This is a genomic window from Virgibacillus sp. LDC1 (assembly GCF_025792345.1).
GTDB lineage: Bacteria > Bacillota > Bacilli > Paenibacillales > Paenibacillaceae > Paenibacillus_AQ > Paenibacillus_AQ lautus.
The window spans coordinates 160882-175491 of the sequence record NZ_JAOXLZ010000006.1; the positions used below are offsets into that span (position 1 = coordinate 160882).

Below are 14610 nucleotides of genomic sequence, written 5' to 3' on the forward strand. Positions count from 1 at the left end.
GAAGTTGCTCAACTATGTCTGGAGCTGCCTGGCATGATTTCATACATAAGGGGTAGTCACGTTACTCAGGGAGGGAGAGTATAGATGATCGTTCTGAAAGATATCGGCAAATTCGAGGAGCTGCCGGAAATAGCCATGCACATCTAATTCCGGCATTGCAGGATGCAATCGCCGCTGGTTGGAATATAGAAGAAGGTATCGTACTAAGCAAATATACGACGCTAAGCCCGCTCGATCTGGCGCTGATCTCCCAGCGAATGGATGTTGTAAAGCTGTTGGTCGAGCACGGCGTTAACCTGAATGTCCATCATAATCCGGCTTTTTTAAAGGCTGTTCGCTATGGAAAGGAAGATATCGTTCGGTATATCGCAGCGCAAGGCGCCGAATTGGATAAGCTCAATCAGACCGGGTCAGGCGCGTATTCACAGGCCTATTACGGCAACAAAAAAAACATCCCGCTCATTCAAGAGCTGGGATTGGATCTCAAGCTGCATGGGAGCGCCGTGCTGCGGCAAGCTGTGTCGGATCATGACTATAAGACCATCGATTATTTACTCGATCATGGGGCGGACATCAATTATAATCAGCCCGATATGGTCTATCCTTATCGAGCGACTCCGTTAACCGTTGCTGTGCGGATGGGGAATCTAGCCATGGTTAAGTATTTGATTGAGCGAGGCGCGGACGTGACGATAGCGGAAAAGGATGGGGAACGGTCTTATACGATTGCTGTGAGTAATAAAGATACCGCCCTGGCGGACTACTTGAAATCGCTGGAGCCGGCCGAATTTCATAGTATAGAGAACAAGAAGTATGCGCTGAAAAAATATAAATTGACCGATGAACTCGTTCGCTTTCTGGCAGGAGACCAGCTGCGGCTTGAGCTATCGCAGAATGAATATGAAATCGGGTATATCGACTTCTTTGCACTGACGGATACGGTCGAGATGAAAGTCGCCCGGCAAAAGCTGCTGCGCCTGTCAGCCGACATTGACAATTACTCCGATCTGCAGCTCGTATGGAATCCGAAGAAAAAAGGATCGATCGGTTGTTACGATGTGGAGCATCAGACGTACGCCGATTTATGCAGCTTTACCGAGTTCCTCGCGCAGCCTGAATCGTACCTCATCCGTTTTCTTGAGGGAGAGTTGTAACCGAATCTCAATCTCAAGGCACATGGGCACCTACAACCTCAAATTTTAGCTCAGTGTCTTTCGCCTCCGATGACCGACGAGAGCTTGAACGATCATTTTGCGCACCCGGGCCTGATCAAACATCTTATTTCGCATCCAGAGTCATACAGCGACATCCAGTCGATGGATCAGTCTTTCCTGATCAAATTCGGCGCTCATTTTCCAAAGTCGTAATACTTTCGCCCTGTTGGCGGGCTATCAGGTATGGGATGATGGGTTCATCAAAGATTTGAGGTCGTGGACTTTGAACCTTTGGCCTTCAGGCTATTGCGATCCTTCCTTCTATTTCATTTGGCGAACCTAGGGTCACAGCTTTCCTGAGGGAGTTCTATTATGAGAGGAGGCGTCCAGGCTATCATATTCCTTCCTTCTTACTCCTTAAACCAGTAGGGATATGGCTTTCCTGGACTCTTTTATGATGATTAACACCATTTATTTGCGAAGAGCGAACAAATTGATTGTAAATGAAGACCAAGGCTCGGGTCGGCTATCGAAAGCTTATTTGGCAGCGGCCATAAAAAACATGGAACACCTTGGATTTGCGTTTTCATATCCACTATTACACGCGGTGCGCACCTTGTCCAAGGAGCAGTTCGAAGCGTTTTATCAACCACTGATTGACGATTTAAGGGTGCTGGTAGGTGCACACGTGAAATATGAACCGATGTATCCTGCTTTCCCAATGCAGGTAATGGATGAGGACGATGCGGAGCTCTATCTGAATGCCATCTATCATTATCTTACATGGGAATTGCCTGAGTATGAGCTTGCCGAAAGACCTCCGTTGCTGGATGAGGTCAATCTGAAAGTGATAGATCTTGGAAGCACAGAGGATTTTTATGCCATGATACGCCAGCTTATCCAAGCCAAGGGGGCCATCTCCCAGACAGATAAAGATGATATTGAGGCTGTTATCGAGTTTGCGGATCCCGATGAACTGGATGCCATTCTCCCGTCCGAGATTCCGTTCAAAGAGAATGCGGGATTCGTGGCAGCTTCGTTGTTGAAGCATGATAAGGCGAACATCGAGCGGATCGGACGTTATTTTAAAACCGCAACCGATGTCCTTCGTCTGGCTGTGGCTTGGTCAGATGGAGATGTCAGTCTGGCAGAGACAACGCGTTTCCGCAAATTTAAGCGACGCGAGAGACGACTGCTGCTCGGATTGTTGGAGCGATGCCATCCGATAACCGAGGATATGCTGAGATATAAGGACCGCTGGATTCGATTAGGCGAAATCCTGCATCCATCCGAATACAAGCACCGATATATGCATTGTGAAGAAGCTTTTGATATTTTGCGCAATAACAAGCCCTTTACCACGTATAACGGGAGTATTGAACTTGCATTTCAATATAATCAAGCCTGGAATTTGATCGATTTGTTGATGCAGCGCCCGGGCGAATTTGCACGCAGATTGGATCAGTTACTGCGGTCAACCGAACATACGGAGTATGTCGTGCTGGCATTTGGCGAGGTCGCGAATCAAGTATCGACGCCGGTACTATTGCAAGTGAAGAATCATTTTGCCCGCCGTCATGAGCCTCAAGAGCTGCGCGTCTTTTTTCCGAAAGGAAACGTGGCCAAAGCCTTTGCCGTACCCGATACGCTCCCGGATATCGATGAAGCAGCATGTCGGGACATCGTGCAGCTATGCGAACAAGTGTTGATCCAGCGGTTCTCCGCACTGCCGCTCTTGGGGAAGGTTTATGTCGATGAACGATTGAAGGACTATCACGTGCCGTTCTCCCAGAGATCGGCAAGCAAAACGCTGCATACAATTGTTCGGGGAAGCCGCGTGCCGATGACGGAGGGGGATACCATCCGTTTCTTCAGCTGGTGGAAGGAAGGACGCGTTGACGGGGAGCCTACGGGCCGCGTGGATATTGACCTGTCCGCTGTCATGTATGATCAAGATTGGCAGTATGTTGAGCATATTTCTTACACGAATCTGCGATCTTCTAAATACCAGGCCGTACACAGCGGAGATATCGTGTCGGCTCCTTGTGGAGCATGCGAATTCATTGATCTGCATATTCCATCCATCGTCCAGTACGGCGGACGTTATATTGTGGCGACCCTTCATTCGTATACAAGTCAACCGTACTGCAACCTGCCGGAGTGCTTCGTAGGCTGGATGATGCGCAAGAAACCCGGTTCCGGCGAGATATTCGAGCCTTCGACGGTGGCCAATAAAATCGATGTCGCTGCAGATACACAGATCGCCATTCCGGTCATCCTGGATTTGGTGGAGCGTACGGTCATCTGGACCGATCTGTCTCTGACGAGACATCCTCACTACTACAATAATGTAGAGGGGAATCAAAAAGGGATGGTTTTGATGGGCAAAGCCATGACAACCCTACGGAAACCCGACCTCTACGATTTATTCATGCTGCATGCCAAAGCAAGAGGAGAGACGGTAGATGCAGCGGATCAGGCAGAAGCGATCTTTTCGGTGGAACATGGGGTTACTCCATACGATATTGAGCAGATTATGGCGGAGTATGTTGTTTGATCAGAGTTAATTGAGATTAATAGAAGGGGGAGCAGCTTATCACTGCTCCTTATTTTTAGGTAGGAGAGTAAAGCAGTATCTAAATTTTTCTGTTAATCCTATATGACTATCAATTGTAAAAATTTGTGAAAATAAATGATTACACGAGTCCCATACAGAAGGGTGACCTCAGCACAATGTTAAGATCACCCTTGTTATGACAAATTCAACTTTTTTATTTATTCCCTTTGCGCACCTTTAGCAGTTTGCCTTTGACCGTCGTGTTTTGCATCATTTCAAGCACAAGCGGTCCTTTACCGTTCAGAATCTCAACATCGGTCACAAAATCGAGGATCGTAATAATCCCAATGTCGTCTGCAGTTACCCCGTCAAGCTTAGCAATCGTCCCAACAAAGTCTACGGCTCTTAGCTTTTTCTTCTTGCCGCCATTGAAGTTAAGCTTCATGATTTGCTTGTTTAATTGCTCACGCTTATCTTTTTTCGGTTCAGGCTTAAATTTTAGTTTCTGTTCAAAATCTTCTCTATGGCGATCCACTTCCTGTTCGGAGGGAGCCTTTATTTTCGGAATCGCGAATCCAATATACGTCTCAATCTCGGCTAATCGTTTGAGATCCTTCGGCGTGACGAGGGTAATCGCTTTACCCGTCTTGCCTGCACGACCTGTACGTCCCGTCCGATGAACATAGCTTTCTTTTTCAAGTGGAATATCGTAATTGATAACATGGGTAATATTCGAGATATCGATACCCCTGGCGGCTACATCGGTCGCAATCAAGTAACGGAATTGTCCCCTTCTGAACGCATGCATGACCTCGAATCGCTCTTCCTGCTCCATCCCACCATGAATACGATCACATGAGTAACCGAGATTAGCCATTTCTCTGAATAGGTTGTCCACATGCTCCTGTGTACGGCAGAAAACAATGCAGCTGTCAGGACTCTCAACAATGAGTAGATCCTGAAGCAATGCCAGCTTGTCCGCCTCCTTCACCTGAATAAGAGCGTGTTCAATCGTTGCCGTTGTAATACCGCTCGCCTCGATCTCTATTTGGGCAGGATTGTCCATATATTTGCGTGCCAGCTTGGCCACATCCTCAGGAAACGTAGCGGAGAATAACAGCGTAACCCTGTCACGAGGCAGGGCTTGAATGATCGACTGAACTTGCTCAATAAAGCCCATATTTAACATCTCATCGGCTTCATCAATAACGAGATAGGCCATCCGCTCTAGCGATAGCGTGCCACGTTCAATATGGTCCAGCACACGCCCAGGTGTACCTACAACGATATGCGTTCTTTGTTTTAACTCGGCCTTTTGGATATGAAAAGGATGCTTCCCAAAAAGAGGGGTCGCCTTAATCCGCTTAAAGCGCCCAATATTCGTAATGTCTTCGCTGACTTGTAACGCAAGTTCGCGGGTTGGCGCTAAGATTAATGCCTGCGGCTTATTCTCGTTCCAATCCACTAGCTCACAGAGCGGAATTCCATAGGCAGCTGTTTTGCCGCTGCCGGTTTGCGATTTAACAACAAGATCCTTCTTCTTAAGCACGACAGGAATGACTTTTGTCTGAACCTCTGTTGGTGTCTCATAGCCCAAACTATGGAGCGCTCTCACAATCTCTTCACTTAAAGGATAATCTGTAAAATGCTTCTCACTCATCTTTAACCTCTTCTACGATATATTCGAATATCTATATATACAGACTCCCACCGTACATCTATCATATACTCATCCATTATAATCTGAATCCAAAGATATGGATCGGTACATTCATGAACGAAAAAGCCCTTAGATAACTATAACCGTAAATCGGTTGATGAATACACAACGTATAAAAGATTCGGTCCTCATATCGTGTGATCGCTTAACCACTTCCGCCAATCCTGCCGAGTCTGCACGTGTACCGTCTTATCGATTTCCATGTTTTTGGGTCACCCCCGGCTTCGTGAATTCACTATCTCTAAATAATGAGCATTGTACATAATTCCCAGCACGTTGCCGAATGGATCCGTGACAGATGCCGTGATGAATCCTTCTCCCCGGTGTACGAGAGGTTCGTACTCTACAGCACCCATGTATTTTAATTGGCTGAGGGTGGCTTCTATCTCATCGACATGCCAGTACATGATCGCACCGCCGGGGCCGGACGTTGGTTGTGCAGGGGCAAAACGGCGATCGATGAGACCCAGCTCGTGCTGGTAGTCTCCAATCCGAAATTCGGCATAGGCCAGTTGACCATCGGGTCCCGAACGTTCGAAATAAGGTGTTATACCCAGCAGATCCGAATACCAAGCCTTTGCCGCTTCCATATCGTCCGCCCAGTAACTGATGGTCGCAAATCCTCGCAATGTTGGGTGTGTACTCATCATTTATTTTCCTCCTATAACCCGTTATGGTTGGTTTTATAGCTATTATGAGCTGCGATGACTGACGGCAGTATGTCAGTGTTTTGGTTTTTAAGCGTGGGAATATTCCGTTAACAGCGATAGGAGCTGTCATTTTAATGATATGGGTATGTAAAATGACGATGTTCATGACAGGAGTCACGATTTTGAAAGAAATGGACGATATACATTTAGAAGGACGGTTAGATTTTGTCGATACAGGTAGTTCACATCCTATGGAATATGGCGTGAACCGCGATATATCCGGTATGTACATCATTTGATAGATCAAGAAACAAAACCACACATTAGGGGAGGAATATTATGTATTTTGCCAAGAAAATAGGGCTGTTATCTCTAATCGTATCTATTGTAGCGGGGCTGGTGTTTCTCAAGCCGACCGGCATAGTCTATGCATCGTCTCCGACATCCACGATCGTGGTTGCCGATAGCGTGCTATCGATTGGCGAAACTTCAAACGTAACGATCACGTTCTCGGAAGCGGTAACAGGCCTTACGCTAGCAGATCTGACGGTGGCAAACGGTACGCTTAATGCCATGAGCTCGTCCGATGGCGGGGTCACATGGACGGCGACGTTGACGCCAGTCACCGGCATCGCAGATGCAACCAATGTTATTACGCTCGACAACACGGGCGTGCAGAATGCGGCTGGCAATCTGGGAGCGGGTACTACCGATTCGAACAATTACGCAATCGATACACAGAGACCAACGGCTACTATTGTAGTTTCAGACACGGCGTTATCCATCGGCGAAACTTCATTGGTGATTATTACGTTTTCGGAAGCGGTATTAGGCTTCACTAATGCAGATCTGACGGTTGCAAATGGTACGCTGAGTGCCTTGAGCTCGTCCGATGGCGGAATCACATGGACGGCGACGTTGACGCCAACTTCTGGCATCAGAGATGCAACCAATATCATCACGCTGGATAATTCGGGCGTGGCCGATATGGCGGGCAATGCGGGAACGGGTACCACCAGCTCCAACAATTATGCGATCGATACGACTCTGCTGACAGCTACGATCTTGGTTGCCGATAGCACACTATCGATTGGCGAAACCTCACAGGTAACCATCACGTTCTCGGAAGCGGTAACAGACTTCACTAATACAGATCTGACGGTGTCGAATGGCACATTGAGCGTTTTGAGCACGTCCGACAATATCACGTATACGACGACGTTGACGCCAGTCACCGGCATCACAGATGCAACCAATGTTATTACGCTCGACAACACGGGAGTCCAGAATGCGACAGGACATGCGGGAGTGGGTACCACCGATTCGAACAATTACGCAATCGATACACAGAGACCAACGGCTGCTATTGTAGTTTCAGACACGGCGTTATCCAACGGCGAAACTTCATTGGTGACCATTACGTTCTCGGAAGCGGTAAGTGGCTTCACGAATGCAGATCTGACGGTGGCATACGGTACGCTGAGTGCCGTGAACTCCTCCGATGGCGGGATCACCTGGACGGCGACGTTGACGCCAACTTCTGGCATCGTAGATGCAACCAATGTGATCACGCTCGATAATTCGGGCGTGGCCGATATGGCGGGAAATGCGGGAGCAGGTATCACTAGTTCCAACAATTACGCGATTGATACGACGCAGCTGACGGCCACGATCGTGGTTGCCGACACGGCGTTATCGATGGGCGAAACCTCGCAGGTAACAATTACGTTCTCAGAAGCGGTAACAGGCTTTACGCTAGCAGATCTGACAGTAGCGAATGGCACATTAAGCGGTTTGAGCACGTCCGACAATATCACGTATACGGCGACGTTGACGCCATTCACCGGCATCACAGCTGCAACCAATGTCATTACACTCGACAACACGGGCGTCCAGAATGCGGCAGGACATGCGGGTAAGGGTACCACCGATTCGAACAATTACGCAATCGATACACAGAGACCGACCGCCACCATTGTAGTTGCCGACACGGCGTTATCGATCGGAGAAACTTCATTGGTGACCATAACGTTCTCGGAAGCGGTGAGTGGGTTCACCAATGGGGACCTGACGGTGGCAAACGGTGTCTTAAGCAGCGTTAGCTCATCTGACAATATGACATGGACAGCAACGCTCACGCCGAATTCCAATGTAAACGCGGCGACGAATACCATCACGCTTGATAACTCAGGGGTGACCGATTACGCAGGGAATGCAGGGTTGGGCACGACGGAATCCAATTCGTACGCAGTCTTCACGGTGGCAGCCTCTGCGGATTTGAGCAGCATGACGTTATCAAACGGGACCCTAAGTCCTGTCTTTGCTTCTGGAACTGAAGTGTACACGTCAAGCGTGCCTAATTCCGTTTCCACGCTGACCGTGACCGCGACTGCACTCGATAGTCATGCCACGATTACGGTTAACGGTAATTTAGTAATAAGCGGGCAAGCAAGTTCCAATATACTGCTGAACGTAGGATCGAATACAATAGCGATTGTTGTAACGGCAAGCGATCAATCGACGAGAACCTATACAATCACTGTGACCCGTGAGAATAGTTCTTCTACCGGTGGTGGTTCTTCTAATGGGGGAGGTACATCCACCGATGGCGGTTCGTCTACGCCAACGGCACCCATGGACAATACAGTAACCTCATCCGATGGAAAAATCACGCTGCCAACAGGAAGACCTGGGTTGGTTAGCCTGGGGAAAGAAATCATCATCTCCATTCCGGCAGGCGCCACATCTCAGGAGCTAAAATTATCGATAGAGAAAATACGAAATACCGAAGCTCTCTTAAAGAATAACGAGGTTTTGGCAAGCCCGGTGTTTGACGTTCTAACAAACGTCTCGGGGAACTTTAGCAAACCCGTCAAACTGACTTTAGCTTACGACGCTGCAAGCTTAAAGAGCGATCAAACAGCGGCCGTCTTTTATTTTGATGGAGTGAAAAAGGCATGGGTGAAAGTCGAGGGCGGCATGATACAGGCGAATGATATATCCGTAGAGGTCAATCACTTTTCGAAGTATGCAGCACTCGTAGTAAATAAAGCAAACGGAATGCCCGTAGTCGACAGAACAACAGACCCGACAACGGAAATTTCCTTTACCGATATTTCGGGACACTGGGCCGAAGTCAGCATTAAGGAAGCGGTACGTGAGCGTATCGTGACGGGATATCCGGATGAAACGTTCAAGCCAGGCAACACCGTGACGCGTGCAGAATTTTCCGTCATGCTGATGAATGCGCTGAAGTCGACAGATGCAGGAGCGGAGTTAATATTCACAGATACAGCGTGGATCGGGGATTGGGCTAAGAAGGCAGTTTCGCAGGCCGTCCAGGCTGGCATTATTCGAGGCTATCAGGATGGCTCTTTCCGTCCAAATGCAAAAATGACGCGCGCAGAGATGGCAGCAATGATTGCGAATGCGCTCGAGCTATCCACCAAGGACATCCCCACAACCTCTTTTTCAGATGACAAGGCTATTCCTGCTTGGGCGAAAAGCTCTGTTGAAGCGCTGAAGAAACTTGGTATTGTTAAGGGAATAGGCGCAGGCGATTTTAATCCAAGCGCTCAAACCACGAGAGCAGAGGCCGTAATCGTTCTGATGAACATGTTAGGTCAATCCAAATAAAGATTAGCACGAATACAGAGGACACCATATGGTGCCCTCTGTATTTGCATTGAACGTAATAAACCGCAGGTATGCGCTTGCCAGCATATACTTGATCAGTTCTCTGGCTTCCATGCTGGAGAGGGCCATGCTGGAATGGTATAATCTCAGAAAGGATGATTAGAGTGGGAGGCATGAACGATGAATGAGGAGCTTTTGGAGCAGCTGGAAGAGTGGCACGAAGAGGACGAGTTTGAAGAAATCGTGGATGCGATTACGGAGATTCCTGAGGAAGAGCGGGATTATGAGCTGATCAGTCACTTGGGCAGGGCGCTGAACAATCTCGAACGTTATGAAGAGGCGGTTGAGCAATTCCTATCCATTCAAGAAGAGGGCAAGGATGATCCCTTGTGGCATTACCGCATTGGCCTTGCTTATTACTATTTGGAGCGGTATGAAGATGCTCGGAAAGCGTTTGAAGTGGCCGATCACCTGGATCCCGGCGATGAGGATACGCTGGAGTTTCTGGAATGGATTCGGAACAAAACGGCTCCGAAACCTGTTAAGGAGTCCACTGCGGTGTCTTATACAGACCCCGACGTGCTGGATTTCTGGGATGATAGCGCGCTTGAGGCAGACCAATACGTGTTGGCTCCGCCTACGGATGAATTGATTGAATCTGTGGAGGAAACACTGGTCTTCAAGCTGCCAGCATCTTATATTCAAGCGATGAAATTACATAATGGCGGGATTCCCCGGAACCGGAAATTCCCTATCGGGGGTGGAGCGCAGGATTATATTGAAATCACAGGCATTTTGGGCATCGGACGAGAGAAGAAAAAATCATTGTGCGGAAGCTTGGGCAGCCGCTTTATGATCGAGAATGGCGGATACCCTGAGATTGGCGTGGTCATTTGCGATTGTCCTTCCCAGTCCGAGGTTGTGATGCTCGATTACCGTTCATCCGGAAATGACGGGGAGCCCGAGGTTATCCATGTGGACAAGGCTAATAATTACAAGATTACCCGTCTTGCTACGAACTTTGAGGCATTTATTGGCGGATTGCAAAAATAACATAAGCATGGGTTTTCCACTTTTCACACTTCTAATGGATTCGTAAAAAGAATGAAGCATCTCCTGAGTAGGAGATGCTTTTTCTATTATATGTAAAGCAGGGGCTTATATTAGTTCTCCCGATGATCCATCGTATCCACGATATCTTTAAGTACACGAAAGAGCAGCTTATTTTCAGCCAATGTACGAGAATAAAGCAGCGAGCTAATGGATTCTAGGACCGCTGCCTTCTCACTTGCGGTATCCAGACTCTCTATCTCATGGAACTGGAACATAGCTGCTGACGATACTCCTAGTCCCTCGATGATCTTTTCCAGTGTTTCAATGGATATATTTCGTTCCCCACGTTCTACCGTTCCTATGTAAGAGGCGTTAATCCCAGCCTTCTCTGCTAATTCCTCCTGTGTCATTCCCTGTTTTTTTCTAAGCTGCTTGATTCGTTCACCTATCATTTTCAGGAGCATCTTTTACCACCTCTATTCCAGATTAAAGAAGTAGTATGGGAACAAACAGAATATAATATTCGATATTTCATTGTAAAAAGTGCTTATATACACTAAAATGATCTTATACATCCAAGTATCTCTAATTTAACTTTAGCTAAAGGATAAGGTGCACAAAGAATGCAATATCTGAATGTGTTGTTAGAACCTTTGGATGATGAGAATCAGGCATATTTCTATGGGGAGCGCTTAAGAATCGATTATGTATTGCTTACAGCTATTCAGCGTGAAGCTGAAGAGGTCAATAAAAAGCTTCGTGAAGAGATTTATCGTCTGATGAATAACATCGTTGGGAGCCTTCACATCAATTTGTTTATCGTTAAAGTAAATTACCTAGTGGACGAAGCCATCCTTGCATTTATGGATGTTTGCGGGAACAAAAGGCAAGTTCGATGTGTTGCAAAAAAAAGACTAATGGTGTGGGTTGCAGAAGAAGATCGTCATGACTTTCAGATCTACGGATTTTATCGGCTTCATCCATAGAGTTCCTCCTTGGATTGGTCCCATATTCGGATCATCCGTAATGCAATATTTTTCGTATCCTAAAATATTCCAACCTGTGCTAAAATGGTTACAAAAAAGAAAGTTAGGGAGGCATTTAATTGATAGGGCGCAGTGGAAATCCGACACTAAACGAAGAAACATTTGAGAAGAGTGGGTATTACAACGGCCAGGAAACGATGACGATTGGCGGAACGGTGAACAAATCGTTCATGCTGCTCGCGCTGCTGATCGGGGCGGCGGTCATTTCATGGGTTATGTATTTTAATGGGTATGATGTATTCCCGTTCATGATCGGGGGAGCAATAGGCGGCTTTGTTCTGGCGCTGATCATCAGTTTTGTGCCGAAGGCAGCGCCTTACTTGGCACCGATCTATGCGATTGTGGAGGGATTCTTCCTCGGGGCATTATCCGCACACTATGAATATCTGTATTATGGAATCACATTGCAAGCGGCTTTACTGACGATGTGCATATTCCTGGGTATGCTGCTAGCTTATAAAACAGGTCTGATCCGGGCGACCGCAGGCTTCAAAAAGGGGATCATTGCAGCAACGATCGGCGTTGCGCTTGTATATTTGTTTAGTATGGTTCTCGGCCTTTTCGGTGTGGCGGTGCCTTACCTGCATGACAGCACCCCGATCGGCATCGGAATTTCGGTTGTAATCATCATCATTGCTGCCCTGAATTTCATACTCGATTTTAACTTTATAGAAGAGGGAGCACAGCAAGGTGCACCCAAATATATGGAATGGTACGGCTCTTTCGGTTTGTTGGTTACGCTCGTATGGTTATATATCGAAATTATCCGGTTGCTGGCGAAGCTGGCGAATCGGGATTAATATCCGGATTGGTAGGAGCAATATCGCTGTCGAGGCATTCTCGACAGCGATTTTTTTAAGATATCAGAACGTATAAATTTCGGAGGATCTGCTGCCTGATATCGCAAGAAAAACTACCGCTAAACGCGGTCCTTCTGCTTGGAGAGTATGTCGATAGACGTTTTTCTTAAGAGATAAGAAAGTATAAACATCCGAGGCTTAGCATCCTTATCTCGCAAGAAAAACTTCCGCTACATGCGGTCTGACTACTGAGAAAGTACGTCGATGGACGTTTTTCTTATGGCATGAAACGTAGCTTTAAACCAGCAGAATAATAAATTTCCTTCAGTAAACCCTACAAAGAGCGACTTGTGTTTAAATAATAAGTAGATACTGTCATCATCAACCTGCTTGAAGAAGGAGATCCCATGACCCATAAGAAAGCCATGATCGATATAGGATGGAATTTTGACAACAGTTATGCCGAGCTGCCGGAGTCCTTTTTTACCAAACAAGATCCCACGCCTGTGCGCTCACCGGAGTTGGTAATCCTTAATGAGCCGCTGGCGGCATCTTTAGGTTTGAACGCCGAGGGGCTGAAGAGCCCAGAGGGTGCAGCGATGCTCGGGGGCAACGAGATACCCGAAGGGGCCGAGCCGCTCGCCCAGGCATATGCCGGGCACCAATTCGGGTATTTTACGATGCTGGGCGACGGCCGTGCGGTTCTGTTGGGTGAACAAATCACGCCGCAGGGTGAGCGTATGGATATTCAGCTTAAGGGCTCAGGCCGGACGCCGTACTCCCGTGGAGGCGATGGTCGAGCGGTTCTGGGTCCGATGCTGCGCGAATATATCATCAGCGAGGCGATGCATGCGCTGGGGATTCCGACCACCCGCAGCCTGGCGGTGGTATCCACCGGCCAGCCTGTCACTCGTGAGAGAGAGCTGCCGGGTGCGATTCTGACCCGTGTGGCCTCAAGTCATGTGAGAGTGGGGACGTTTCAATATGTAAGGGGAGCGGGCACAACCGAGGATTTGCGGATTCTGGCGGACTACACTCTGCAGCGGCATTACCCGGAGGCTGACTTTAGTGACGGCGCCAACCGTTATCTGATCTTGCTTCAGGAGGTCATCAAGCGTCAGGCCGCTCTAATCGCCAAGTGGCAGCTCGTTGGATTTATCCATGGTGTGATGAACACCGATAATATGACCCTCAGCGGCGAAACGATTGATTATGGCCCTTGTGCCTTCATGGATACCTTTGACCCGAATACGGTATTCAGCTCCATCGATTCCCAAGGCCGCTATGCTTATGTCAACCAGCCGTATATTGCGGCTTGGAATCTCGCAAGATTGGCCGAATCCCTGCTGCCTCTGCTGCATGAAGAAGAGGAGCAGGCCGTCAAGCTGGCCGAGGGTGCGATCGGAGCCTTTACTGATCTGTATCACGAGCAGTGGCTTGCAGGCATGAGAGCCAAGCTGGGAATCTTCCATGAAGAGGAGGATGACGAATCCCTGATCGAAGATCTCCTTAAGATGATGAAAGATCATCAGGCGGACTATACCAATACCTTCCGTGCGTTAACGTTTGACAAGCTGGAGGATACGCCTCTAAACGGCACGCCGGAATTGGCTTCCTGGTATGAGCGCTGGCAGGCGAGACTTGACAGCCAGCAGGAATCGAAGGAACAATCCCATCAGTTGATGCGCAGCAGCAATCCTGCGGTCATTCCGCGGAACCATCGGGTGGAGGAAGCGCTGGAAGCAGCGGAGCAGGAAGGGGACTACAGTGTGATGGAGCAGCTGCTCCACGCGCTGTCCGATCCATATGCGCATTCCCCGGAACAGACGGAATATGCGATCGTGCCTGAGCTGTCCCGTCCTTACCGAACCTTTTGCGGGACGTAAGGGTACAGGAATGCTCCAAGAACCTCAACGAGGCCAAGCAAGAATTACCTTGCTTGGCCTTTTTCATCATTCATGAGTCGAGATGCATCAAAAAAGCCCTTGGACCGG

General features: G+C 48.1%; 9 protein-coding genes and 1 pseudogene. 7 read left to right on the forward strand and 3 right to left on the reverse strand.

Features of this window, described 5'->3' with window-relative positions:
- Positions 1–84: 84 nt before the first annotated feature.
- Together OHJ21_RS28595 and OHJ21_RS28600 are read left to right on the forward strand one after the other, a co-directional pair.
- A pseudogene (locus OHJ21_RS28595) lies at positions 85–1154 on the forward strand (ankyrin repeat domain-containing protein).
- Between the two features lie 454 nt (positions 1155–1608).
- Positions 1609–3711, forward strand: a complete 2103-nt coding sequence (locus OHJ21_RS28600; protein ID WP_100541369.1) for a TerD family protein — start codon at positions 1609–1611, stop codon at positions 3709–3711.
- Between the two features lie 214 nt (positions 3712–3925).
- Here OHJ21_RS28600 and OHJ21_RS28605 read toward each other — a convergent pair whose 3' ends face one another.
- Both OHJ21_RS28605 and OHJ21_RS28610 read right to left on the reverse strand, forming a co-directional pair.
- On the reverse strand, positions 3926–5371 hold the full coding sequence (locus OHJ21_RS28605; protein WP_100541239.1) for a DEAD/DEAH box helicase: 1446 nt from the start codon (positions 5369–5371) through the stop codon (positions 3926–3928).
- A gap of 272 nt (positions 5372–5643) precedes the next feature.
- The gene (locus OHJ21_RS28610; protein ID WP_100541368.1) at positions 5644–6078 is read right to left on the reverse strand and encodes a VOC family protein; all 435 of its coding nucleotides are present in this window, start codon (positions 6076–6078) and stop codon (positions 5644–5646) included.
- 342 nt (positions 6079–6420) lie between these two features.
- On the opposite strand from OHJ21_RS28610, the gene OHJ21_RS28615 reads away from it, so the two are divergent.
- Positions 6421–9717 (forward strand): Ig-like domain-containing protein, encoded by a 3297-nt coding sequence (locus OHJ21_RS28615; protein WP_100541238.1) that lies wholly within the window; start codon positions 6421–6423, stop codon positions 9715–9717.
- A 180-nt stretch (positions 9718–9897) separates the two neighbouring features.
- Positions 9898–10770, forward strand: a complete 873-nt coding sequence (locus tag OHJ21_RS28620; protein ID WP_100541237.1) for an SMI1/KNR4 family protein — start codon at positions 9898–9900, stop codon at positions 10768–10770.
- A gap of 110 nt (positions 10771–10880) precedes the next feature.
- On the opposite strand, the gene OHJ21_RS28625 is transcribed toward OHJ21_RS28620, so the two are convergent.
- Entirely contained in the window at positions 10881–11234 is a 354-nt protein-coding gene (locus OHJ21_RS28625; RefSeq protein ID WP_100541236.1) for a helix-turn-helix domain-containing protein, read from the reverse strand.
- A 159-nt stretch (positions 11235–11393) separates the two neighbouring features.
- Between OHJ21_RS28625 and OHJ21_RS28630 the strand changes: the two genes are divergently transcribed.
- From OHJ21_RS28630 to OHJ21_RS28640, 3 genes are all read left to right on the forward strand, one after another.
- Positions 11394–11756: a hypothetical protein gene (locus OHJ21_RS28630; RefSeq protein WP_100541235.1), complete on the forward strand. Its 363-nt coding sequence runs from the start codon at positions 11394–11396 to the stop codon at positions 11754–11756.
- Between the two features lie 119 nt (positions 11757–11875).
- The gene (locus OHJ21_RS28635) at positions 11876–12616 is read left to right on the forward strand and encodes a Bax inhibitor-1/YccA family protein (protein WP_100541234.1); all 741 of its coding nucleotides are present in this window, start codon (positions 11876–11878) and stop codon (positions 12614–12616) included.
- Positions 12617–13023: 407 nt separating this feature from the next.
- Entirely contained in the window at positions 13024–14502 is a 1479-nt protein-coding gene (locus OHJ21_RS28640) for a protein adenylyltransferase SelO (RefSeq protein ID WP_486021820.1), read from the forward strand.
- Positions 14503–14610: the final 108 nt, after the last annotated feature.

Coding starts and splice junctions, on each gene's coding strand:
- OHJ21_RS28600 (WP_100541369.1), top strand. CDS start 1,609: ATGATGATTAACACCATTTATTTGCGAAGAGCGAACAAATTGATTGTA.
- OHJ21_RS28605 (WP_100541239.1), bottom strand. CDS start 5,371: ATGAGTGAGAAGCATTTTACAGATTATCCTTTAAGTGAAGAGATTGTG.
- OHJ21_RS28610 (WP_100541368.1), bottom strand. CDS start 6,078: ATGAGTACACACCCAACATTGCGAGGATTTGCGACCATCAGTTACTGG.
- OHJ21_RS28615 (WP_100541238.1), top strand. CDS start 6,421: ATGTATTTTGCCAAGAAAATAGGGCTGTTATCTCTAATCGTATCTATT.
- OHJ21_RS28620 (WP_100541237.1), top strand. CDS start 9,898: ATGAATGAGGAGCTTTTGGAGCAGCTGGAAGAGTGGCACGAAGAGGAC.
- OHJ21_RS28625 (WP_100541236.1), bottom strand. CDS start 11,234: ATGCTCCTGAAAATGATAGGTGAACGAATCAAGCAGCTTAGAAAAAAA.
- OHJ21_RS28630 (WP_100541235.1), top strand. CDS start 11,394: ATGCAATATCTGAATGTGTTGTTAGAACCTTTGGATGATGAGAATCAG.
- OHJ21_RS28640 (WP_486021820.1), top strand. CDS start 13,024: ATGACCCATAAGAAAGCCATGATCGATATAGGATGGAATTTTGACAAC.